The sequence below is a fragment of the Chitinophaga sp. HK235 genome (genome assembly GCF_018255755.1).
Lineage (GTDB): Bacteria > Bacteroidota > Bacteroidia > Chitinophagales > Chitinophagaceae > Chitinophaga.
In genome coordinates this window covers 4,462,501-4,486,278 of record NZ_CP073766.1, presented here as the reverse complement: position 1 = coordinate 4,486,278, position 23,778 = coordinate 4,462,501, and the positions used below count along the sequence as shown (strand labels likewise).

Sequence of the window (23,778 nt, the reverse complement as noted above, 5' to 3'; positions counted from 1 at the left end):
ATAAAATATTGTTGTCGCTTATTTCAGGCCTATCTCGTAATGTCTTTCCGGAATTTCGATATCCAGGAAACCTTTTTTGATCAGCCAGTTTTTAAAGATGGTCTGTACATCATATTCTCCGTGTACCAGGAATAATTTTTTCACATCAGCAGGGTTCTGGCAGGCCAGCCACTGGCTGAGGTCTTCGTAGTCGCCGTGGGCGCTCATAGAACGGATAACACCTACTTCCGCCTTTACTTCGTAACGGGTACCATAGATCGATACTTCTTTGGAGCCCCGCATCAGGCGTCCGCCAAGGGATTGCGGCTCGCAATAGCCAACGATCAGGATGGTGTTGCGTTCTTCATCGATGTTGTTGGCAATATGATGTTTAACGCGGCCTGCTTCCGCCATACCGGATGCGGAGATGATCACGCAGGGTTCTCTGCGGAAGTTGAGGTTTTTAGACTCATCCACAGATTTTACATAGTGCAGTCCCGGAAAATCAAAGGGGTCGTCATCTCTTTTCAATATATCGGACACTTCACGGTTAAACACTTCGGGATGTGATTTGGTAACGGCTGTAGCTTCGGTAGACAATGGGCTGTCTACAAAGATCTCGACAGCAGGCAGGGTACCGTTGAGCTGCGCTTTATTGAGCGCATAGAGCAGTTCCTGGGTACGGCCTACGCTGAAAGCGGGGATAATCAGCTTCCCTCTTTTTTCGACGCAGGTTTCACGGATATATCGTAACAGCTCTGCATCTGCAGGGGCGGCATCGGCATGGAGCGTGCTGCCATAGGTAGATTCGATGAGTATATAATCAGCCTGTGGAAAAGTGGCGGGTGATTTAAGGATGGCATCATTATACCGGCCTATATCTCCGCTGAAGGAGATCTGTTCTGTTTTACCGCCTTCGGTGATACGCAGGTGTACAGAGGCGGCGCCCACAATGTGGCCGGCATCGGTGAACATCAGTTGTACATCGGGATCAATATTAGTCCATGTGTTGTATTCCATGGGTTTGAGGAAACGAATAGCATTTTTGGCATCTTCGATGGTGTATAACGGGAGCACGTACGGTTTGCCTTCGTTTGCCCTTTTTTTATTGGTGAATTTCACATCATCTTCCTGTATTTCGGCAGAATCGAGCAGCAGGATTTCGGTCATGTCGCGGGTGCCTGGTGTGCAGAAGATATGCCCGTTGTAGCCCATTTTTACCAGTCGGGGGATAAGACCGGAGTGATCGATATGGGCATGTGAAAGTACCATGTAGGTGATCTCTGAAGGTTCAAAGCCGAAGTCCCTGTTCATATCGTCTGTTTCAGCACCCATGCCTTGAAACATTCCACAATCCAGCAGGATCTTTTTGCCATTTTTTAATGTGATGAGGTGCTTAGAGCCAGTAACGGTACGGGCGGCACCATGAAATGCTATTTTCATATCCTTGTTTTAGGGTGATGATCACCATTATTACGATTTACCTTTAAAAGACCAGGTGATAGTGAAGGTGGCAATTAGCGTGCCTTGCTTGTCCCTGCCTTCGCTGCACATGGTGATGGAGACAGCTTCTTCCTGATGGAGCGCCTTTTCTATGGCTGCTCTCAGGGCAGGTAGGTCATTGCAGGTAAAGTAAGTAAGGCCGGTCGCTTTTTTGACAAAGGTGGATTCCATGCCGGTAACGAGCATGGATACACGCCTGGGAACACTCTGCACATACATCATGGCGGGTAGTCCGGTACTCAGCTCTGCAGCCATAGACAGACAGGCGAAGTAGGTAGAACGGAAAGGGTTCTGTGACAGCCAGCGGTAAGGTACGGAAGTAACGCAGGTTTCATCCTGAAGGGATTGAAGGCGTACCCCCGCCAGCCACGCTGCTGGCAGTTTCCAAAACAGGTAGGCCGAAAACTTAAACGGATGCTGTGCAAACTTTTTAAAAGCGTGCACAGCATCCGTGTTAAAAGTGGTCATGCCGTTATTCATGGCGGTATTATTCGTTGATGTAATTGGAAGGCAGCAAAGCGGCGGGAGACCATTGTTTGAAGAACTCCATGAGCTTCTTCCGGTCGTAGGAGTCTGCTGATTCAAGCAGGCCGGTATTCTGGGTATGCAGGCGGTTGCCTTTGGCATCCAGTACTACCAGCACCGGGAACCCGAAACGTTGTGGATATCCCAGTTCCTGTAAAATGGGCAGGTTTTTGTTTTCCTTGCTGTAGTTGAGGTGGTACACTACATAGTTTTTGTTCATCATAGCTTTCAGCTCTGCATCATCTTCTACGAATTTGTATAAGCGTTTGCACCAGATGCACCAGTTACCACCTATCTGTATCAAAACATGTTTCTTTTCTTCGGCAGCTTTTTTCACGGCAGCGGCTATATCCGCTTTGGCATCAGCGGCAGGATTGTAAATGTGCTCCAGGTCATGTGTCTGCGCCTGCGCCTGTGTTTTTATCACCGGTAAAACGATCGCAAAGCTCAGCAGCAATGTCCACACCATCTTCTTCATAAAACTTGATTTATTCATCATTCTAATTTACACTATATTTTGCACATAGGACTGTATGGCTTTTTGCGCCTGTCCACTATCTCCCAGCTGTAAGGCGATGATGTCTTTCAGCTGCTGCTGCAGGGCAGTATCATATATCTGCACACATACTTCTATGCGTCTGTACAGGTTCCGGTTCATCCAGTCTGCAGAACCCATATACACTTCTTCTTTGCCATTATTGTGGAAAATGAATACCCGCGCATGTTCCAGGTAACGGTCTACGATCCTTATCACTCGGATATTGCGGCTTTCGGTAATATCCGGCAGCAGGCAGTTGATACTACGTACGATCAGGTTTACCTGTACGCCGGCCTGGCTGGCTTCATACAGCTTGGCGATCATGGCTTTTTCCTGCAGGTTGTTCACCTTAATGGTAATGACCGCCGGCAGGCCCTGATGGGCGTTGGCTATCTCCCGATCTATCATATCAGTAAAACGGGTCATCATATTGAACTGGGCCACCAGCAGGTGCTGGAACTGCAGGAAATGATAAGCCATCGGTTGTTCCCTGCTTTGGAGGTAGAGGAACAACAGTTCCATTTCCCGGGTGATACCGGCATGTGAGGTAAAGAGCACATGGTCGGTATAGAAACGGGCAGTGCTTTCGTTGAAGTTACCGGTGGCAATCAAACCGGAATAGTCCCATTGATAACCGCGGCGCCGCTTTACCAGCGCTGTTTTGGCATGTACTTTCATGCCGGGGATACTATAGATGAGTTTTACCCCGGCTTCTTTCATTTTTTTAGACCAGCGGATATTATTGGCTTCATCAAAACGGGCTTTCAGTTCCACGAATACCGTCACTGCTTTGCCGTTACGGGCGCCGCTGATCAGTGCCTGCGCTATCTGGGAGCCGGAAGCAATGCGGTAAAGGGTTACATATATCTCGGCCACATCAGGATCGATAGCTGCTTCATTAAAGAAGCGCAGTACGGGATCGTATTGTTGATAAGGGAGATGTACCAGTAGGTCCTGCCGCTGAATGAGGTCTAGCAGGTAATCGGCTGTATTTGCCTCCGGATTGGCTGAGGGCCTGGCTTTGGGATACAGGGCATCTGTAAACCCTGCCGGCATCGGCAGATCGGCGAGATCTTTCAGGTTGTGGTAACGGCCTCCAGGCACCATTTCGTTGCCAGCCACCTCAAAATGATCGGCCAGGAAATTGCGCAGCTGCAGCGGCATGGTGGCATCATACAGAAAACGGGTAGGGACACCCAACTCACGTTTACGGATCAACGTTTCTACTTCTTCCAGGATATCACCTTTCATTTCATCCATATCTATTTCCGCATTACGCGTCAGCTTGATGCAGTAACTGTTTTGTATGGTATATCCGCGGAAAATATAGGGCAGATGTACTCTGATCACATCATCGAGAAAGGCAATACGAAATACACCATCGGGTGAATCCAGTGTGATAAAGCGTTTCAGCCCGGAAGGGATATTAACGAGCACTGTTTCCTGTGTATCGGGCGCCTGCTCAGGGGAGAGGGTGACCACCAGGTATAATGCATTATTCTCCGGGAAGAATTTTTTATGGCGTTGGCTCAGCCATACCGGCTGCAGCCAGGCCAGGACGGCCGACAGGAAGTAAGTCCTGGTCAGAGTGGCCATGGCCGCCGGGTCGGCGGAGGGACCGTAGTGCAGGGATATACCATTTTGCTGTAAATCGGGCAGGACACTGCCGGTAAATATCCGGCCATATTCTTCCTGTTGTTGATTGATGGTATCCAGCACCTGCTGCAGGGTTTCGGGTGAAGGAGATTCTTCACCGGCAGCTTCCGGATCGCGCTCCAGTACCTTATTGATGGCCAGTATGGCCGGCATCCTCACTCTGAAAAATTCGTCGAGGTTGGATGAAAATATAGACAGGAATTTGATACGTTCATACAATGGCACCTGTGTATCGGCAGCCATCTGCAATACCCGATAATTAAATGACAACCAGCTCAGATCACGGTTATATAAAGGAATACTCATGAATGCTTATGCTTTTACCGGGAAAAATAAGCCGGCGATCATAAATGCCAGCACAGAGACTATCAGGCCAAACATAAAAATGTTATAGGATATGCGAAGCAGTCTGTATTTATGTGCCAGCACCACTCCCAGATGATATACGTCTTTGGTCATGCTGCCATAGAGAAATTCAGAATCTTCCATCATTTTTTTCATCCCCCATTCGTATTCATCGAGTTTCATCCGGTAGAAGTTACCAAAGAATAACAGGTTGGCGTTTTTGTTGGAGATATCTTCCCTGGTGAATGTACCACTGGTGACATTGGGCCTGGTGGCCAGTACCGCAAAAATGACGGTGGTAACGGAAGTGATGAGGAATATCACAGCAGGAATAATCATATTGGGATAATCTTCGATACGCCTTACCAGTACCGTCAGCATAAAGGAGATAATGATGGAGTTGACCGAAATCATAATATGCGCTTTACTATCGGCCATGGAACTCAACCGGATATGGTTGGTGGAGGTGATCCTGAACATGGTTTCTATGCCCCGGTCCGGTTTGGGTACTTTCTTTTTGGCTTTGGCGATCAGCTGTGCATCAGGTGTGACGCCGGTGCTGTCAGGTACGCTGGCAGCGACAGTGGTAGCTTTGTTCTCCTGTGCTTCTGTTGATTTTTTTTCCAGTCTCTTATAGAGCTTTTGCAGATTCTCTTCTTTTTGTTGTTTGGTATATGTTTTTGCGTAGTCTGTCCAATAATCGTGATTGCTGAGGAATTTGATGTTGCCTGTGAGCCAGGTGGTGGCAGGGATTTTCTGTTGTGTTCTCATTTCCACTTCACGACGCAGCAGTTTGTTGCGATCGGCAAACTCTTTTGATCCGAGATGGAACAGGTCTGCATCACAAACAATCTGTTCTACCAGGTTGTGTGGTGACTGAGGCATCTTCGTGGCCAGGATAGCACCTCTGACCATGGTTTGTATATGCTCCGGGGCCTGCTGGCTCTGTAAAAAACGGACTGCTTCTTCCGCTCCTGTTTCTTCATGGACAGTGCTATCACCCAGGAGATAGCCGGCATCATGGAACCAGGCTGCAACATATACTGCCTGTAATTCGTCATCCTGTAAGCGATAATGTGCAGCAATCTGTGAGGCGGCTTTTACCACCTGCTGGGTATGTTCAAAGTTATGGTATACCAGTTCCGGATGCGGATGTTGCTGATACTGGGCCAACATATAATCTCTGGCGGCATCTATGAGTGAGCTGTTTTGCATATTCGTAGTTTTGTCAGCAAAAGCGTAGAGCGTGCAAAGAACGCGAAGAAGTACTTTTGTAAGCCTGGCGTGCTTTGCTCACTTTGTGTCTTTGCGTGAGGGAAGTTACTGCATTTTTAAGTTAAATTTATGCTACAAAGCCGATGTATGACCAGAATACCCCTGTTGATAATCACCTTGCTGTTCCTTTCCTGTAATAGCTTCAGCGACCGGGAACAGAAAATATACGCTTCTCCGGCAGGGTATGACCTTAAGGAGCCGGTACGGTACCGGGTGCGGGAGTCCATGCAGGAGATCTCCGGCATAGAGGCTTTCCCGGATGAAAGAAATATGATTGCGATTAATGATGAAGAAGGCAGAGTGTACAAAATAGATGTACATACCACCCAGCCTTATCCTTCCTGGAAATTTGCCAAAAACGGGGATTATGAAGATATCTGTCGCACAGACAGCGGCTGGTTTGTATTGAAAAGCAATGGCTCACTGTACGAAGTACATGGGCTGTTTACCGATTCTGTGTCCACCACACATTACAAGTTCCCGAAAGAAGGCAAACGTGAATTTGAAACCACTTATTTTGACAGTGCCCGGAACAGTATCGTGCTTATTACCAAAAATGCCCACGATGATAAAAAAGATGGAAAAACCAGTGCCTACCGCTTTGACCTGGCCACCCGCACTTTCGACACCATGCCCCTGTTTCGCCTGGATAATGAAGAGATAGCGAAACTGGCAGGTACAGACATGCGTTTTTTCAAACCTTCTGCAGCGGCTATCCATCCTATTGAAAAAAGATTATACATCGTGGCATCGGTCAATGGACTGCTGGTCATCACCGACCTGCAGGGACATGTACAGGAAGCCTATAACCTCAAACACCGGCTGTTTCTCCAGCCTGAAGGACTTACCTTTGCGGCCAACGGAGACCTCTACATCTCCAATGAAGGCGGCTATGACGGTATGGCCAATATTCTTAAATTCACTTATAAGCGCAAATGATCAACAGAGCCATAATCCTTATTACATTTATTACCCTGGTATGCGGCCACATATTTGCGCAATCCCCGGTTGTAGTAAAACGCATCATCCTGATAGGAGATGCCGGTGAACTGCACGACAACGGGCATAATCCCGTAGTGGATGCTGTCCGCAAAAAATATAACCTCCAGGAAGATATCAACACCGTCCTGTTTCTTGGCGACAACGTATATCCGAAAGGGTTACCAGACCCTACCAATAAAACATATCCGGCGGCAAAGGAAATACTGGACTACCAGGTGAACCTGGTAAAAGGTACCCGTTCCCGCGGTATCTTCATCCCCGGCAACCACGACTGGGAAAAGAGCAAACCCGACGGATGGAGGATCATCCGTAACCAACAGGAGTACATCGACTCACTTTACCTCGATAATGTAGACTTCCTCCCTAAAGACGGCTGTCCCGGCCCGGTAGAAGTACCGATCGCAGATAATATCACGCTGATAGTGATGGACAGCGAATGGTGGGTGTTTCCCTATGAGAAGCCTGGTATCGAATCTTCCTGTGACTGTAAAGACAAGGACGAAGTACTGACCAGACTATCTGAGATAGTGGCCACCAATCGGAACAAACTCCTGATATTTGCTACACATCACCCTTTCCGCAGCTATGGCATCCATGGCGGATATTATACGATCAAACAACATGTGTTCCCGCTGACAGACCTGAAACCATGGCTGTATGTGCCGCTGCCGGTGATAGGGTCTATCTATCCGCTGGCCCGTGGCGTATTTGGTACACCAGAGGATATGCCCAACCCCAAATATAAAGAGATGATCAAAGGGGTGGAAGAAGCATTTAAACCACATGGACCGGTAGTCTTCGTATCAGGCCATGACCATACCCTGCAGCTGATAAAAGATAAGCCCAACACTTACATTGTTAGTGGCAGCGCCGCCAAAAACAACCGCGTGAAAAAAGGCCGGAAGTCGCTGTTTGCCTCTTCCGAAAATGGTTTCAGCGTAGTGGAAGTACTGTCCGACAGTACTGTGAGGGCACAGTATTTCCTGGCCAAAGACTTGTCTGCGTCGGTTTTCAGTGATACACTATTACATCTGCAGGACATCCGCAGCCAGGGGCTGCAGTTCCATGAACCTTCCGTTATGCCGGCCTGGGTGAAAGTACCTGCTGACTCACAATATGCAAGGGTTAATAAGTTCCACCGTTTCCTGCTGGGTAATAACTACCGTGAAGTATGGGCCACACCACTCAATTTCCCGGTGATGGACCTCCATAAAAGCGGATATAAAATATTGCAGCGGGGTGGTGGTAAACAAACCCATTCCCTCCGGTTGGCTGATAGCACCGGAAAGGAATACGCCATGCGTTCACTGAAAAAATTCCCGCTGGCAGCCATTCCGGAGCAGTTAAGAGAAACGATTGCCCGCGAACTGGTGCAGGACCAGATATCCGCAGCCAATCCTTATGCCCCGCTTGCGGTAAGTGTACTGTCGGAAGCAGCCGGTGTACCGCATACGCATCCCACCTTTGTATATCTTCCACTTGATACTGCACTCGGCATATATGCCCACGACTTCGGCAACGATGTATTTCTACTGGAAGAAAGAGAACCTGTGACCGGCAAAAACGACAAGACCTACAACACTCCTAAGGTACTGGCCAAAGTATTGGGAGATAATGATATTCATGTAGATCAGAAAGCTGTGCTGCGCGCCCGTATCCTCGATACCTATATCATGGACTTCGACCGGCACGACGACCAGTGGCGCTGGTACAAGGAAAAACATAAAGGAGAAGAGTACTATTATCCGGTGCCCCGTGACCGTGACCAGGCTTTTTTTGTGAATGAAGGATTGCTGCCCCGACTGTTGTCCAGACCCTGGATACTGCCGGGAATTCAAGGCTTCCGGGACCATATCCCTGATGTGAATGGCTTTCAGTTCAGTGCCCGCTACTTCGACCGTTCCTTTATGAATGAGCTGGAGAAAAAAGACTGGGAAAAACAAACGGATAAGTTCCTGAATAAAATGACGGACAGTGTGATAAGAGCTGCTGTTAACGCTTTCCCGGATACTGTCCGTAAAGAAGTGGGGCCGATGATGCTGCAGCGGCTGTCTATCCGCAGATCCATCCTGAAAGAGAACATGCTCAAATACTATCGTTTCCTGGCTAAGTCTGTAGACGTGCCAGCTACCAGCAAAAATGAGCTGATTCAGCTGGAAAAACTGAATGGAGGAGCGGTAGCGCTGAATATGTATAAGATCAGCAAAAAAGGAGAAGTTCAGCAGAGCATCTATTCCCGCACCTTTGATCCCAAAGAAACCAATGAAGTGAATGTATACGGGCTGGGAGGACACGACCGTTTCGAAATAAAAGGTAACCATGGCACGCCTATACGTGTTCGCCTTATAGGAGGCAAAGACGCAGATACCTATATCGACAGTTCCACTTCCCACGCAGGAAAACGGATACGCATATACGATCAACGGACCGGTCAGGATACCTTCCAGCTGGATGGCCATATACAGCGCCGTTTGTCTGATGACCCGGAGAATATCCGTTATAACCGGAGCGCCTTCCAGTATAACAAAACGTTTCCTATGCTGGCTGGTGCTTATAACCGGGATGACGGTCTTTTACTGGGATTGGGGCTGCAGCTCGTCCGGCACTCTTTCCGTAAGGAGCCTTATGCTTCCAAACATATCTTCACCGCTACACATGCGCTGGCTACCAGAGCCTGGAATTTCCGCTATGATGGAGAGTTTACGGATGTTGTGGGTAAGTCAGACCTGCTGCTGCTAGCCAGAGCCAAAGCTCCCAATAATACAATCAACTTTTTCGGGTTTGGGAATGAAACTGTTTTCGATAAAAGCAATGGCAAAAACATCCGTTATTACCGGGCACGGTTTAATCTGTATACGGCAGAGGTATTGCTGAGAACGAAAATGGGCAATCATTTCAGCCTGTCTTACGGACCTACGTTAAATAACTATACATTTAACAATGAAGAAAACAATAACCGCTTTATCACGAACTTCCAGCTGAACGGGCTCGACTCCGGCATCTACAAAAATAAGTCTTATGCCGGCGCCAAGCTGGTAGCCCAGATAGATACCCGTAATAATAAGCTGATCCCCACACGGGGTATTTTTTGGACCACTACATGGACGGGTACCAAAGGGCTGAGTAGTGATAGTAAGAACTATACGCAGTTGCAATCAGATCTTAGTCTGTATATGAGCTTCCGGGCACCTGCCAGCTTTGTGATCGTCAGCCGTTTTGGGGGCAGTAAGATATGGGGCGATTATGAATTCTTCCAGGCGGCTACTGTCGGAGGCACACAAAACCTGCGCGGATTCCGTAACTATCGTTTTGCCGGCGGTGCTTCTGCGTATAACAATACCGAAATACGCGTGAAACTGTTTGATCTGAAAACCTATGTTTTGCCTGCAGCAGTAGGGCTGCTGGCCTTTAATGATGTAGGCCGTGTATGGAAGGATAATGAAACTTCGCACATATGGCATGATGGATACGGTGGCGGTATCTATCTGGCTCCTGTCAATGCACTGATTGTAACGGCAGTAATAGGGCATTCGAGCGAAGAGACGATTGCCTACCTAACACTTGGATTTAAATTCTGATCATAAAAAAAGACCGGGCAAATGTCCCGGTCTTTCTTTTTTAAGCTGATGGTAAAGTATCTTCCATGTTGACCCTCACCCTGAGTGCCTTCAGGCCGCTGACACCCTGCAGTTCTTCCAGGTCCAGCATCTCAATGTCGGGTAACAGAATATTTTTGCTTTGCAGGAAGGAGATGTATTTCCTCAGTTCTTCCATTTCACGCACATAAGAGTAGACCATGGCAATGGTGCCGGGCTGGGTAAGGCGTTCGCCGGTATCTTTTACGTGTACCTTGTCGATTCTTTTTTTGATGATCTCATAACGGATGTTATAGGCACCTTCCACATCAAACCGGCGTTCGTCGCTACGGAAGCTGATAGTGATAGGGGAGCTGTGCATAAGGATCATCTGTGTGGTTTGTAACGGTATCTTCAACCGTGGTGATATCTTATGGGTCAGCCGTGCAATTTTAGCCATGGAGGAAAGCTGCCACAGGCGCAGATTGCGGAGGTACAGGTGATCAAATTTTTTCTCATGGGCAATCGACTGTCCAATATAAATCGTGTATTCGATACCGTCTGTACGGTACTTTTCGAAATAACAGGGAAAGGACTGCTGGATATATAGCCGCTCTTTTTCCAGATACTGGCTGATGGCCCTGTTGATGGTGGAAAGGCTTTCTTCATATTCCCGGCGGTGGCGGAAAACATAGCCTTCAGCTTTGTCGATTTTGCTGAAATATTTTTCCAGAACGGGTTTCAGCGATTCACTGCCTTCGCACAGATGTTCCAGCACAGGCTGTATTTCCTGTTCCATAAATTCATTCACCTTCAGGTCTTCTCCGGCGGTGAGGTTGTCACTGAGGTTGGCCAGCAGATCCTCTGTTTTAAACATCAGTTCTTCCAGGAGCGGGAGATGAATTTCCTGTGCTATTGTTTCCAGCGTGGATTTGATCAGTTCCAGCTGTTCCTGGAGGTCTTCGCGGATAGCATTGCCCTGTTGTACGGAGGAATTCCGTATATCGATGGCGCCATACAGCGGATATACTTCTTCAAAAGAGATGTTTTCAATGTCTTTGCGTTCTTCTGCAGGAGTGAGCAGGTAGTTCCAGGCAGCTTCGGTAAACTTCCATTCCACAGAAGGCTGCAGGGCGGTAAACTGATCTTTCAGTACTTCGTTGATCCTGCTGTCGAGGATACTCATGCTGCGGTTGAGCATGAGGACCATCAGCGGATAGATGCTTTCCAGTCTCCACAGTGGTTCTGCTGACAACATATTCACCTGGGAAGAAGCCAGTTCCAGCACACCCAGTATTTCTTTTTTATGGGTGATGGGGAAGAGGACGAAGCTCTGAATATTTTTGATCGGCAGATATTTGAGGAAAGGATATTGTGAGACGGTAGCCTCATTGACTGCCGGAATGATCAGTGGTGTGGGCTGTTTGGCCGCATGTTCGATCAACAGGTGGAAGAAGTGCTGTTGTTGTTTTTTATGCCCGATGCCCAGGATAGGATCGGTGCTGATGAACTGTTCTTCCAGCACGTTTTTACCGTTTACTTTCGGAAAAGGTACGATATGCGCTGTAATGTCGGGGCAGCCCATAACAGTGGGAATCATTTTTTCCAATGTACGGTAGGTCTCAGACTCGTTGCCGGCTTGCATGTTCATCACCAGACCCTTGATATTGTTGAGGATTTCTGTCTGTGTGACATCTTCCACCGTCCATATTACAAACCCTTCGAGGTAGAACTGATCCGGGGGGATAATTTTCTGCAGGGTATCCGGAGCCATCTGGTAAGAACAGTAATTGTCGTAGTCCAGCGGTGGCGGAGTATCCCCTTTTACCTTTACGTCTACAAAACGGGGGTCTATATTTACTTTCACGTACCGTTTGGATCCGTCAGGGAGTTCTATATGATGTATGATTTCATTCTGGTAGTTGACCGGAAAATTATATATCCTTTCCAGGATCAGTTTATATAGCCATGTCAGTTTGTCTTTTTTCACTTTAGCTGCGGTAATGCCCTGGGGAACGGTTATTAGGCCGGTGCCGTTTTCAGTGAACATCTGCCGGAAAAGCTCTGAATAATAAAAGATGGCAAACTTAAAGGGTACCCCTATGCCATAGATATCGCGGGTGGTATCTGTGGTAATGGGAAAAATGGCTGCGGTGAGCAGGTCCAGATATTCTTTATAAACGGAAAGATCGGCTGTGGGGGAAATAGGATTGAGTATCTCCGGGTGGCTTTCGAATTTCCGGATGATCAGGCGATAGAAAGAAGACCGCGGGTCCTCGTCATTAGCTGCCTTTTCCTTCAGGAACCGAAGGAAAGGGACGAATGATATATTGGCTTCGATTAATTTATCGTCCTGCAATACGTTGTTGGAGTGTGCAGTTAAAATCTTCATATAAACGCGTATAAAATTATCACCAAAGGCTTTTCGTTTTTGTGATCACAAAAAGTTCCATTTACAATTTACAGTAAAAACAGTGCAGGAGTAACAAGGGGAGATAGTATGCAGACGTAAAGGTAGGGGCAATATTTTAAATTTGATCATTTGGTTATTGGGCTATTTTACTATTGCTGATAAACAGCTTTTTATAAATAACCAAATAACCAAATGATCAAATAAACTAAATGAGTTCGATCTGGTTTTTAAGCAGGTCTTCGAGTGTATCGCGTTTGCGGATCAGGGATGGTTTGCCGTCTTTCACCATTACTTCGGCCGGTTTAAGGCGGGAGTTGAAGTTGGAAGACATTTCAAAACCATAGGCGCCGGCGTTATAGAAAACGAGGTAGTCGCCTTCCCGTACTTCATTGATTTTGCGGTCCCATCCGAAGGTATCTGTTTCGCAGATATTACCTACTACGGTATAGATGCGTTCAGTTCCTTTCGGGTTGGAGATATTGCGGATCAGGTGGAATGCGTCGTAGAACATGGGCCTGATCAGGTGGTTGAAGCCGGAGTTGACACCTACGAAAACGTTGGCGGTGGTTTGTTTGATCACGTTGGCTTTTACTACAAAATAACCGGACTGGCTTACCAGGAATTTTCCGGGTTCAAACCAGAGCTGGAGTGGTTTTTCGTAGTTTTTAGAGAAGTTGTTGAAAGCGTCGCTCAGTTTTTTACCGAGGAGGTCGATATCTGTTTCAGGATCTCCCTGCTGGTAAGCTACTTTAAATCCGCTGCCGAGGTCGATAGACTCGATATCAGGGAAGTGCTGTGCCATTTCGAACATGATTTCCACGCCACGGAGGAAAACGTCCACATCTTTGATTTCGGAGCCGGTATGCATGTGCAGGCCGGTTACTTTCAGTTTGGTGGATTTCACGATACGTTCGATATGACGCAGCTGGTGGATGGAGATACCAAATTTGCTGTCGATATGTCCGGTAGAGATCTTGAAGTTGCCACCCGCCATGATATGCGGATTGAGCCGGATGCTGATGGGATAGCTACCGCCAAACTTGTTGCCAAATTGTTCCAGGATGGAGAGGTTATCGATGTTGATAATCACACCGAGGTCTTTGGCAGCAATGATTTCCTGCAGATCTACACAGTTGGGTGTAAAGATGATGTTTTTAGCTTCAAAACCTGCTTTGAGGCCCAGCTGTACTTCCTGGATGGATACGGTGTCCAGTCCGCAACCAAGGGAGTTGATGTACTTCAGGATGTTGATGTTGGTCAATGCCTTACAGGCGTAAAAAAAGCGGGTGTTAGCCTTCGAGAAGGCCTTCTGGAGCTTTTCATACTGGGTCTTAATCTTTTCTGCGTGGTATATATATACCGGGGTACCAAATTCGTCCGCTATTTTCACGAGGAAGTCGGTAGCAAGTACGTCGCTTTGTTTAGGCATTGATTACTCCTTGATTTAAGAATGAGGTGGCAAAATTACTACGCAAAACTGAGAAATTATAGAAGATTGAAATCAATCTTCCTCTACTTCTCCCAGGAATCCTTCGATGTTTCTTCTGTCTTTTTTGGTCGGGCGTCCTATTTTGCTTTGTCTTTTACCGGTATGGAATACGGCTGCGATGGCTTTGGGTGCGGACTTATCCTCTTCAGGGGTGTTGTCTGCGTAGTATTTGATGGCTTCGCTATAGGCAACCCTGTTAGACAGAAGTCCGGTTACCTGGATGATCCATTTACGGCCTTCGGTTCTGACTTCGAAATTGTCACCGAGGCTAACGGGTTTGGCGGCCTTTACATTGTTGCCGTTCATTTTTACTTTACCGCCGTCGCAGGCATCTGCCGCCTGGCTGCGGGTTTTGAAAACCCGGATAGCCCAGAGATATTTGTCTACCCGTATTTTTTCAGTGGTACTCATTTTATAGGATTTGGGGATTTTCGATTTTTTGATTTTGAGATTTATTTCAAATCTCAAAATCAAAAAATCGAAAATCTCAATATTATTTACTCATCTCAGCAAAATACTGGTGGAAATAAGGGATGGTCTCGATGCCTTTATAATAATTGGCCAGACCATATTTTTCGTTGGGAGAGTGGAGATTGTCACTGTCCAGTCCAAATCCCATCAGTACTGTTTTCAGGCCGAGTGTTTTTTCGAACAGGGCTACGATCGGAATACTGCCGCCACCGCGAACGGGGATAGGAGCTTTACCGAAGGTAGTATCAATGGCTTTGTGGGCTGCTTTGTAGGCCACAGAGTCAGTAGGGGTTACATAAGGACTTCCGCCGTGATGTTTGTTCACTTTTACGGTCACACTCTTGGGAGCGATGGCTTCAAAGTGTTTGGTAAACAGATCGGATATTTCATGCCAGTCCTGGTTGGGAACAAGGCGCATGGAAATTTTGGCGAAAGCTTTGGAAGGCAGTACGGTTTTGGAACCTTCTCCGGTGTAACCACCCCAGATACCGTTTACTTCCAAAGTAGGGCGGATACCGGTTCTTTCGATGGTGCTATATCCTTTTTCACCCCATACGTCAGCGATGCCCAGGTCTTTTTTGTAGGCTTCCTCATCGAAGGGAGCTGAGTTGAGGTCTGCTCTTTCTTCGGGAGTCAGTTCCTGCACCTTATCATAGAAACCGGGAATGGTGATGTGGTTGTTTTCGTCGTGCAGGGAAGCGATCATTTTGGCGAGGATAGTGGCCGGGTTGGCTACTGCACCGCCATAAACGCCGCTGTGGAGGTCGCGGTTAGGACCGGTCACTTCCACTTCCATGTAAGCGAGGCCACGGAGGCCGGTATCGATGGAAGGATCTTCCAGGCTGATCATGGAGGTGTCGGAGATGAGCACTACATCAGCTTTCAGTTTTTCCTTGTTTTGTTCCAGGAAGATACCCAGGTTGGCAGAACCTACTTCTTCTTCCCCTTCAATCATAAATTTGATGTTGCAGGGAATGGTGTTGGTTTTGTTCATGGTTTCAAAGGCTTTTACATGCATGTAAAACTGTCCTTTGTCGTCCGCACTGCCACGGGCGTATATGTTACCATCTTTGATAACGGGTTCAAACGGCCCGCTATGCCACAGTTCCAGCGGATCTGCAGGCTGTACGTCGTAGTGGCCGTATACCAGTACGGTCGGTAAAGAAGGATCTATGATCTTTTCTCCATAAACAATAGGGTGTCCTGCGGTCGGGCATACTTCTACTTTATCCGCGCCGGCTTCCTGCAGGCGTTGCTTTACGGCTTCTGCGCACTTCTGAACGTCACCATTGAAGCGGGAATCAGCACTCACAGACGGAATGCGTAACAGATCCAGCAATTCTTCCAGGAAACGCTCTTTGTGTTGGGCCTGGTATTCTTTCCAAACTTGCATGATTCAGGAAATTAAGTTCACAATGGGATGCAAGTTAAAGGAAAAAGAACATTCAGGAATTTGGGATTTACGGATTTGTGGATTTTGGGATTAGGCCGGCTATCGGACCTTTTTTAAACTATATTAATATTCTAAAATGCTTAATATGCTAATTTTCAAAAGCCAATAAACAAAAACAGTAGAATCTTAGGAAATCAGCTTTTGCCGTACCAGGAACTCCAGCTTTTCGTTGACATCCAGGAGTTTGGCGGTCAGTTCCTTGTTTTCCTTCCGGAGGGAATACACTTCAAACGCTTTTTCGATATTATGTCTTAGTTCTTCCTCATTCCAGGGTTTGGAGAAGTACTTGTACACCTGGCCTTTATTGATCGCATCCACAACGGCATTAATATCAGCGTAGCCGGTAAGTAGCATGCGGATAGGCTCGGGATATTTTTCCAGTATGGACTCAAAAAACTCGATTCCGGTCACTCTGGGCATTCGCTGATCGGAAATGATGATATGAAATTCCTGCTCTTCCAGTAGTTTCACTGCTTCTTCGGCTGAGGTGGCGGTGAAAACGTTGTAAAGTCTCCTGAACGAAGCTTTGAAGGCATTCAGGTTGTGTATTTCATCATCAATATAGAGTATATGGATGTGTTGTGCACTCATTTAAGCAGACTTAGTTCCAAGTTATTAATAATAAATGAGTTAGAAACAATGAAACCTGTTATATCGATTTTAATATCTATCCTGCCCCATTCACTTTTTGGCATTTATCGATAAATAACGGTTAACGATAAACGTGCTATAAAGGTACATATAAACATACTCTATTAGCGTGAATTTTTCAAGTATGGATGAACTTTTTTTTAAATTCATCGTTTCCCTAAGCAATAGCGATTTACTGCTTTAGTTTCCATATTTTCGTGGGAAGATGAAAAATATGGTTTTACCGTGTTTTTTACTGCATTCACCGTGAAAACAACTAGTTACACCGGCAGGCATGGAAACAGGAACAGCTTTTGCTCCCTTGCCGGCATTAAATTTAAAATTCTATTCAGATGAAAAAAGGAATTATTGTAATCATTGTTATTGTATTACTGGGCATGTTAGGTTGCGGAAAGTACAATGGGTTAGTTAAACAGGAGGAAAGTGTGAAGAATAAATGGGGTGTAGTGCAAAGTAGTTACCAACGCCGGGCAGACCTTATTCCTAATCTGGTAAACACTGTAAAAGGCGCCGCCAACTTTGAAACAACCACCCTTACTAAAGTGATGGAAGCCCGTGCCAGTGCTACACAAATTAAAGTAGACGTGAATGACCTGAGCCCTGAAAAAATACAGCAGTATCAGGCTGCTCAAGGTCAGCTGAGCCAGGCACTGGGCCGTTTGCTCGCCGTTTCTGAACAATATCCTGAACTGAAAGCCAACCAGAACTTCCTGAATCTGCAGGCACAGCTGGAAGGTACTGAAAACAGAATCAACGTTGCCCGTAACGACTTTAACGATGCGGTAAACGGATTTAACAGCAATGTTCGTAGCTTCCCCACCAATATAGTAGCCGGCATCACCGGTTTCAAACAGAAAGGTTACTTTGAAGCACAGGCTGGTGCTGAAAAAGCGCCCGAGGTTAAATTTTAATATTTAGATATTTGGATATTTAGAGATTTAGAAATTTTTGGGAAAATCTCTAAATCTCTAAATATCCAAATCAAAAAATAAATAGCATGCGTCTATTCCCTTTTAAAAAGAGAGAGATTTTTTCCGAAATGGATAAAAACAGACTGGTGCAGGCTATCCGGGTGGCCGAGAGGCTTACATCGGGCGAAATCAGGTTATTTGTAGAAAACCATTGCAGTTATGTAAATCCCATGGACCGCGCAAAGGAAGCCTTCGTTTCCCTGGGCATGGAGAAAACCAAACAGCGCAATGGAGTATTGGTATATGTGGCCCTTAAAGACCACCAGTTTGCCATTCTGGGCGACCAGGGCATTCATGACAAAGTGGGCGACGACTTCTGGCAGCAGGAGGCTACCCTCCTTAAAAGCCACTTCCAGAACAACCGTATCATTGAAGGTATCGAAGAATGTATCCGGGAGATAGGCGAATCCCTCCGTACCTACTTTCCCCACGAAGCCGGTGATACCAACGAGTTACCGGACGACATCGTTTTCAATATCTAGCGGGCACTTTTTTAAAACGATTTTAGCACAGACGAACATGAGGATATTACGCTGGTTTTTACCTGGATTATTACTGATGGCAGGATTGCTGGCAAAAGCACAAAACATCCCGCCACGGCCTAATCCTCCGACTTTAGTAAACGACTTTGCCGGCATCCTCCTGAAAGATGAAGACGAAAGGCTGGAGCAGAAGCTGGTAGCCTATAGTGACAGTACCTCCACTCAGATAGCGATCGTTACCCTTAAATCGGTTGGTAATTACGATATCAGCCAGGTAGGCCTTAAAATTTTAAGAGATTGGGGGATTGGTACAAAAGGCAAGAACAATGGTATCCTTATTCTTGTTTCCTTGGAAGACAGGAAGATCAGGATAGAAACGGGCTATGGCATGGAAGGCGTTGTTCCGGACGCTATAGCCAATGAAATTATTACACAGATCATTAAGCCCGCTTTCCGGCAGGGACAATACTACCAGGGCCTCGATGGCGCGGTAGATGCCATCGAGAAAGCGGCAGCCGGTGAATACAAAGCCGATCCAAGACAAAGCAAACCCGGTATCAGCCCGGGCGGCGTTTTCCTCCTCATCCTGGTGATTGTAATCATCATTTCCATTATCAGCCGTGGTGGCGGTGGAGGTGGTGGTACCACTTACAACAGGCGCGGAGGCTGGATATGGCCTGTAATCGGCGGCATGGGCGGCTTCGGACGCGGTGGCGGAGGAGGCTGGTCAGGCGGCGGCGGTGGCGGAGGCTTCGGTGGTTTCGGCGGAGGTTCCGGCGGCGGTGGAGGCGCCAGTGGTAGCTGGTAATCTGAAAACCCTTAGAAAATATTGTTATGTCATACATGTATGTGTTAAACGGAGACGCTACACTTTCCCAGCTCAGACAAAGCAGGCTCAGAGGAGGCGTAGTAGTATGCAGGGAGATGATGAGTGAAGGGAAAGTCAAAAACACCAAAGACCCGGTTGAATTTTTTGAAAGCCGCGCCAAACACCTGGAATTCCAATACGGTATTGACAAACAAACATATTATACCAATGTCGTTCATGAGCTGGAGAAATTAAAAAACTCCAGCTCTTTTGATGAAATAGTACTCTGGTTTGAAGCAGACCTGTTCTGTCAGATCAACCTGGTCTTTATCATCCTGTACCTCAAAAACAATCTTGATACTTTACCCCCCATCAGCATTGTAGACATGCCTCATCACCGGGAAGTAACAGATTATCCGCCCATGCTGGAACAACGGGTATTACTGCAGCCTGCCGATATTCAGCTGGCCCTCGATACCTGGGTGGCCTACTGCGAAGACACCCCGCTGGCACTGGAAAAAATCTCCCAAATGGAAGGCGGTAATCTGAAACATCTGCCGGCAGCACTCCGTGCCCATCTGGAACGATTCCCCGATGTGGAAGGCGGCCTGAGTAGCATCGAAAAATTCTTCCTCCGTAAACTTTCTCTGGGCAAATACCGGAATTATGACCTTTACACCGCTTTCTGGGATGAATTGTGGATATATGGCTTTGGTGACTTCCAGCTGGATTTACTCATACAGCGGATGCAACAGGCCGGCGTCATAGAAAACGAAGCCCAGATGATTAGTATCACCAGCCTCGGGCAGGAGGTGCTCAACAATGAAGAAAATTATCTCGATTATGTTCCCCTTCATCATCGGTGGCTGGGCGGTGTCCGGTTGGATAAAACCCCCTGGCGCTGGGACCCCTCCTCACAAAAGATCATCAAAAAGGAACAGTAGTTTGCATAAAAAGACAAAAGCGCGCAGGAGTTAAACCACTGCGCGCTTTTGTCTTTTTATCTGAGCTGGCTATTATTCTTTAGCCGCCGCCCGGATGCTGTCTGATGCTTTCCGCATATAGGCAGCCTGTTGCTTCAGTCCATCACTGTCTTTACCAGTAACGGCTGTAGCGTCCATATCTTTTTTACGGGCAATTTCCTGCAGCCAGTTGCTGATATAGGTGTTTACCTGACCGTTGTTGAACTGTAGGGTCATCGCTTTCACCTGATCCACTCCGCGCTGCACGGCCTCCGTATTATTGATTTTAGCAAGGAAGCCCAGGTAATCGAATGCTGCATTGAGCTTGTCCTGGCCGGAAGTTTCATCAAATTTGGTAGCTACAAAACTGATATCGGCCGGATTGCCTTTGCGGGCATAGATGCTGGCAATAGCGCTTACCAGTTTACCCTTGGTATCTTTCTCCAGTTGTTTGGCTATACCATAACCCTTGTCGAGGTCCAGCTCTGCAAGCGCCTCGATGCCGGCAGCCTCTACAGCATACGATGGGTCTTTAGTAGCTGCTTCAAATAAAGTGGCGTATTGTGCGTCTTTCAGCTCTCCCAGTTGTTTGATGGCAGCGGCCTTAGTCAATGAGCTGGGATCCTGTTTGGCCATTTCTGTCAATACAGGCAGGGCGGCAGCTTTTACAGCCGGCAGCTTGAGATTGAGGGAACCGACTGCCAGGGTACGGAGCCCATGGTATTTGTCCTTCAGGGCCTGTATCAGCAGTTTTACAGCTTCCGGATTACTGCCCTGTGCTTCAGCTGCTGCCTCAATAGCGATGCGGCGGTCCAGGTAGAGGGGCGCATGGGCGTATTGGTAAGCATAAGTAGAGAAATCACGGTGGTCATCTTTCTTGGATAAAATCACCTTCTCTGCATCTACGTTTATCAGGTCAGGTTTAGTGGAATAGGTGAAGGTGAAAGAATCCACACGGTTGGATACCGTTACATTGTGACGCTCTTTTTGGCCTCCGCTGTAAATATCAATGGCCAGCGGCAGCTGCCATACTTTATCCGCTTTCTGGAGCTGCTGGATAAATACAGTCACTTTGTTGCCGCTGTATTTATAGCTGATATCCAGTTCAGGGAACCCTTGTCCGAAATACCATTGGTTGAAGAACCAGTTCATATCACGGCCGGTTACTTCTTCAAAAGCAAGACGCAACTGATGGGCTTCGGTGGCTTTAAATGCGTTGGCCTTGAGGTATACGTTCAGGGATTTGAAGAAAGCGGAATCACCAACGGCATTACGCAGCATATGCAGGATACGGCCACCTTTCTGATAGGTCACCTGGTCAAACATGTCTTCCCGGTCGCGGTAATGGAAACGTACCAGGTTTTTGTCGCCGGAATACTGTACCATGGACAGGTAGGACATAGCCGCATCATAGCCGTGTTCATCCGCAGCATCTTTACCGTACTTGTGTTCCAGCCACAGGTATTCACTGTAGTCGGCAAAAGATTCATTAACGGTAAGGTTGCTCCAGGACTTGGCTGTGGCGAGGTCGCCGAACCAGTGGTGGAACAGCTCGTGCGCAATCACGCTTTCGTTGTAGTTATTGTTATCGAGCAGTTCGCGGTCTGTTTTCTGCATAAACTCCCCATGCAGGGTGGCGGTGGTGTTTTCCATCGCGCCGGAAACATAGTCACGGCCCGTGATCTGGGAGTATTTCATCCAGGGATATTCATATCCCAGGATTTTGGAGTAAAAGGTGAGCATCTCAGGGGTATTGCCAAAGATGTTTTTAGCATACTTCTCGAAAGGTTTTTCCAGATAGTAGCTTACCTCTTTGCCTTTCCAGGTGTCTTTTACGATGGCATATTCGCCCACTGCCATCATAAACAGGTAAGGCGAGTGGGGGAGGTCCATCTTCCAGGTATCGGTGCGGGTGCCGTCAGGATTGTTTTTCTGACTTACCAGTTTACCGTTGGAGAGGGTCACATATTTTTTGGGCACCGTCATGCTGATTTCTTCGGTGCATTTCTGATTGGTTTTATCGATGGTGGGAAACCATACAGAAGAACCTTCAGTTTCGCCCTGGGTCCATATCTGTGTAGGTTTGTTGGGTTCTGTACCATCAGGGTTGATGAAATACAATCCTTTGGCATCAGTAATGGCTGCGCTCCCTTTCACCTTCAGCTCATTGGGCTTGGCGGTATAGCTGATATAGATGTTATAGGATTCGGTGGCCTGGTAGTTTTTATCCAGTTTGATATGCAGCTGTAAGCTGTCATATGAGTACTTCAGTGGACTGTTCTTGCCTCCTTTTACAATGGCCACTTCATGGATGTCCATGCCTTTGGCGTCGAGAATGAGGGAGTCAGTCGCGTAGAAGTGGGGTTTCAGGGTAATCCAGGCTTTGCCGTACAGGTAACGTTTGGGGTAATCAAAACGTACGTCCAGTTTGGTATGTACCAGGTCATTGACCTTGGTGGCTGCCGCTCTGTAGATCTTCATGGCCGGATCTTCCGGGGCTGCTATCCCGGTCTGGGCCATCAGGGAAGATGTTGCTCCCAAGCCAGCCATCCCACCGATCAGTACACCCAAAAGGGACCGCTTCAAATGTTGATTCATGTAAAATCAGTTTTAATTAAATATATCAGCTTCTGCTTATATAAAGCGTCAAATTTAAACAAATGGCCTAATAATGAGGCAAGTGGTTAAAAATGCTATTTTTGTTATGCTTAGCAGCCAATAAATACGAAACACTATGATCAAAGCAACAGTAAACGGTAAGTCTGCGTACACTATTAGTCAGGATTCAACCCTTACCTGCAACGGGCAGGCGGTAGACTGGTCTGCAGTACAGGTGCCTTCGGGCGATTACAGCATCATTATGGATGGCCACAGCTATCAGGCACAGGTACTGAAAGTAGACAAAGACACCAAGACCGTTACGCTGCAGATCAACCAGCAGACGTACGAAGTGGCCATTGAAGAACCAATTGACCAGCTGCTGGCATCCATGGGGATAAAGGATGCCATGACTAAAAAAGTGAATGATATCAAGGCCCCCATGCCGGGACTGGTACTGAAAGTGCTGGTAACCCCCGGTCAGGTTATCCACAAAGGCGATCCGGTGCTCATCCTGGAAGCCATGAAAATGGAGAATGTATTCAAAGCGGCTTCGGATGCCGTGGTGAAAGAAATAAAAGTAGCAGAGCGCACTGCCGTAGAAAAAGGCGAGGTGCTGATCGTGCTGGAATAATATTTGCATAAAGGACAGTTTTATACCAATTTTTAGTATGCTTTTCAAATACAGGACAGTATTATACCTATTGGCATGCTTGTTTTGCTGTGGCCGCGCATGGGCACAGGAACAGCAGCATTATGTATATATCCAGAGTGAAAAAGGTCAGCCCTTTTATGTAAAGGTGAATGGCCAGGTGCTGAGTTCTACCGAGAGAGGGTATGTTATCCTGCCCCGGTTGGAAAGCGGTACGGTACCGATATCTATCGGTTTCGCCAAAAGCGAGGGCCCTTCCCAGGAACAGAAATTCCATGTGCGGATTGCACAAAGTGACCTGGGCTTTCTCTTAAAGAAGTCCTCCGGTTCAGGCTATGCACTGTATAATATGCAGACCTTCCGGGAGACCAAGGCGGATAACAATGATGGTGGCGCTGTGGCAGCTGCAGCCAAAGAGCCGGCGCTGGAA

19 protein-coding genes (1 of these 19 only partly in view) are annotated in these 23,778 nt (G+C 47.2%); 8 read left to right on the top strand and 11 right to left on the bottom strand.

Annotated features, from left to right (window positions below; all coding sequences use genetic code 11):
- Positions 1 to 18: 18 nt before the first annotated feature.
- Genes KD145_RS16340 through KD145_RS16320 form a run of 5 tightly spaced genes read right to left on the bottom strand, consistent with a single transcriptional unit; the run spans position 19 to position 5,761 of the window.
- Positions 19 to 1,422, bottom strand: a complete 1,404-nt coding sequence (locus tag KD145_RS16340) for an MBL fold metallo-hydrolase RNA specificity domain-containing protein (RefSeq protein ID WP_211999929.1) — start codon at positions 1,420 to 1,422, stop codon at positions 19 to 21.
- Positions 1,423 to 1,452: 30 nt separating this feature from the next.
- Entirely contained in the window at positions 1,453 to 1,962 is a 510-nt protein-coding gene (locus tag KD145_RS16335) for a DUF4442 domain-containing protein (protein ID WP_249219386.1), read from the bottom strand.
- Positions 1,963 to 1,969: 7 nt separating this feature from the next.
- A complete protein-coding gene (locus KD145_RS16330) occupies positions 1,970 to 2,485 on the bottom strand; it encodes a thioredoxin family protein (protein ID WP_211999927.1) in 516 nt (171 codons plus the stop codon).
- Positions 2,486 to 2,512: 27 nt separating this feature from the next.
- Positions 2,513 to 4,507: a polyphosphate kinase 1 gene (gene ppk1, locus KD145_RS16325; protein WP_211999926.1), complete on the bottom strand. Its 1,995-nt coding sequence runs from the start codon at positions 4,505 to 4,507 to the stop codon at positions 2,513 to 2,515.
- Between the two features lie 6 nt (positions 4,508 to 4,513).
- A complete protein-coding gene (locus KD145_RS16320; RefSeq protein ID WP_211999925.1) occupies positions 4,514 to 5,761 on the bottom strand; it encodes a Pycsar system effector family protein in 1,248 nt (415 codons plus the stop codon).
- Between the two features lie 147 nt (positions 5,762 to 5,908).
- On the opposite strand from KD145_RS16320, the gene KD145_RS16315 reads away from it, so the two are divergent.
- Together KD145_RS16315 and KD145_RS16310 are read left to right on the top strand one after the other, a co-directional pair.
- Positions 5,909 to 6,760 (top strand): hypothetical protein, encoded by an 852-nt coding sequence (locus KD145_RS16315; RefSeq protein ID WP_211999921.1) that lies wholly within the window; start codon positions 5,909 to 5,911, stop codon positions 6,758 to 6,760.
- Positions 6,757 to 10,401, top strand: a complete 3,645-nt coding sequence (locus tag KD145_RS16310; protein ID WP_211999920.1) for a BamA/TamA family outer membrane protein — start codon at positions 6,757 to 6,759, stop codon at positions 10,399 to 10,401. The genes KD145_RS16315 and KD145_RS16310 overlap by 4 nt, the downstream gene beginning before the upstream one ends.
- A 40-nt stretch (positions 10,402 to 10,441) precedes the next feature.
- Here KD145_RS16310 and KD145_RS16305 read toward each other — a convergent pair whose 3' ends face one another.
- The 5 genes from KD145_RS16305 to KD145_RS16285 form a co-directional block, all read right to left on the bottom strand.
- Complete coding sequence (locus KD145_RS16305) at positions 10,442 to 12,790, bottom strand: hypothetical protein (protein WP_211999918.1); 2,349 nt, start codon at positions 12,788 to 12,790, stop codon at positions 10,442 to 10,444.
- Positions 12,791 to 13,016: 226 nt separating this feature from the next.
- On the bottom strand, positions 13,017 to 14,240 hold the full coding sequence (gene lysA / locus KD145_RS16300; RefSeq protein WP_211999917.1) for a diaminopimelate decarboxylase: 1,224 nt from the start codon (positions 14,238 to 14,240) through the stop codon (positions 13,017 to 13,019).
- Between the two features lie 72 nt (positions 14,241 to 14,312).
- On the bottom strand, positions 14,313 to 14,711 hold the full coding sequence (locus tag KD145_RS16295) for an RNA-binding S4 domain-containing protein (protein WP_211999916.1): 399 nt from the start codon (positions 14,709 to 14,711) through the stop codon (positions 14,313 to 14,315).
- Positions 14,712 to 14,793: 82 nt separating this feature from the next.
- Positions 14,794 to 16,164, bottom strand: a complete 1,371-nt coding sequence (locus tag KD145_RS16290; protein ID WP_211999915.1) for a dipeptidase — start codon at positions 16,162 to 16,164, stop codon at positions 14,794 to 14,796.
- A 186-nt stretch (positions 16,165 to 16,350) separates the two neighbouring features.
- Positions 16,351 to 16,815, bottom strand: coding sequence for a response regulator (locus tag KD145_RS16285; RefSeq protein WP_211999914.1), 465 nt, complete (start codon positions 16,813 to 16,815; stop codon positions 16,351 to 16,353).
- A gap of 392 nt (positions 16,816 to 17,207) precedes the next feature.
- Between KD145_RS16285 and KD145_RS16280 the strand changes: the two genes are divergently transcribed.
- The 4 genes from KD145_RS16280 to KD145_RS16265 all read left to right on the top strand — a co-directional run bounded on the left by KD145_RS16280 (position 17,208) and on the right by KD145_RS16265 (position 20,080).
- Positions 17,208 to 17,786, top strand: a complete 579-nt coding sequence (locus KD145_RS16280; RefSeq protein ID WP_211999913.1) for a LemA family protein — start codon at positions 17,208 to 17,210, stop codon at positions 17,784 to 17,786.
- An 86-nt stretch (positions 17,787 to 17,872) separates the two neighbouring features.
- On the top strand, positions 17,873 to 18,328 hold the full coding sequence (locus KD145_RS16275; protein ID WP_211999912.1) for a TPM domain-containing protein: 456 nt from the start codon (positions 17,873 to 17,875) through the stop codon (positions 18,326 to 18,328).
- A gap of 37 nt (positions 18,329 to 18,365) precedes the next feature.
- The gene (locus KD145_RS16270) at positions 18,366 to 19,136 is read left to right on the top strand and encodes a YgcG family protein (RefSeq protein WP_211999910.1); all 771 of its coding nucleotides are present in this window, start codon (positions 18,366 to 18,368) and stop codon (positions 19,134 to 19,136) included.
- A gap of 26 nt (positions 19,137 to 19,162) precedes the next feature.
- Positions 19,163 to 20,080: a DUF1835 domain-containing protein gene (locus KD145_RS16265; protein WP_211999909.1), complete on the top strand. Its 918-nt coding sequence runs from the start codon at positions 19,163 to 19,165 to the stop codon at positions 20,078 to 20,080.
- A 72-nt stretch (positions 20,081 to 20,152) separates the two neighbouring features.
- Here KD145_RS16265 and KD145_RS16260 read toward each other — a convergent pair whose 3' ends face one another.
- Positions 20,153 to 22,696 (bottom strand): M1 family metallopeptidase, encoded by a 2,544-nt coding sequence (locus tag KD145_RS16260; RefSeq protein WP_211999908.1) that lies wholly within the window; start codon positions 22,694 to 22,696, stop codon positions 20,153 to 20,155.
- Positions 22,697 to 22,832: 136 nt separating this feature from the next.
- On the opposite strand from KD145_RS16260, the gene KD145_RS16255 reads away from it, so the two are divergent.
- Both KD145_RS16255 and KD145_RS16250 read left to right on the top strand, forming a co-directional pair.
- Positions 22,833 to 23,330, top strand: a complete 498-nt coding sequence (locus KD145_RS16255; RefSeq protein WP_211999907.1) for a biotin/lipoyl-containing protein — start codon at positions 22,833 to 22,835, stop codon at positions 23,328 to 23,330.
- 37 nt (positions 23,331 to 23,367) lie between these two features.
- A protein-coding gene (locus KD145_RS16250; RefSeq protein ID WP_211999906.1) for a DUF4476 domain-containing protein crosses the window boundary here: on the top strand, positions 23,368 to 23,778 show its beginning. 1,077 nt of this gene lie beyond the right edge of the window; only the first 411 of its 1,488 coding nucleotides appear in the window; the start codon lies at positions 23,368 to 23,370; its stop codon lies off the right edge, out of view.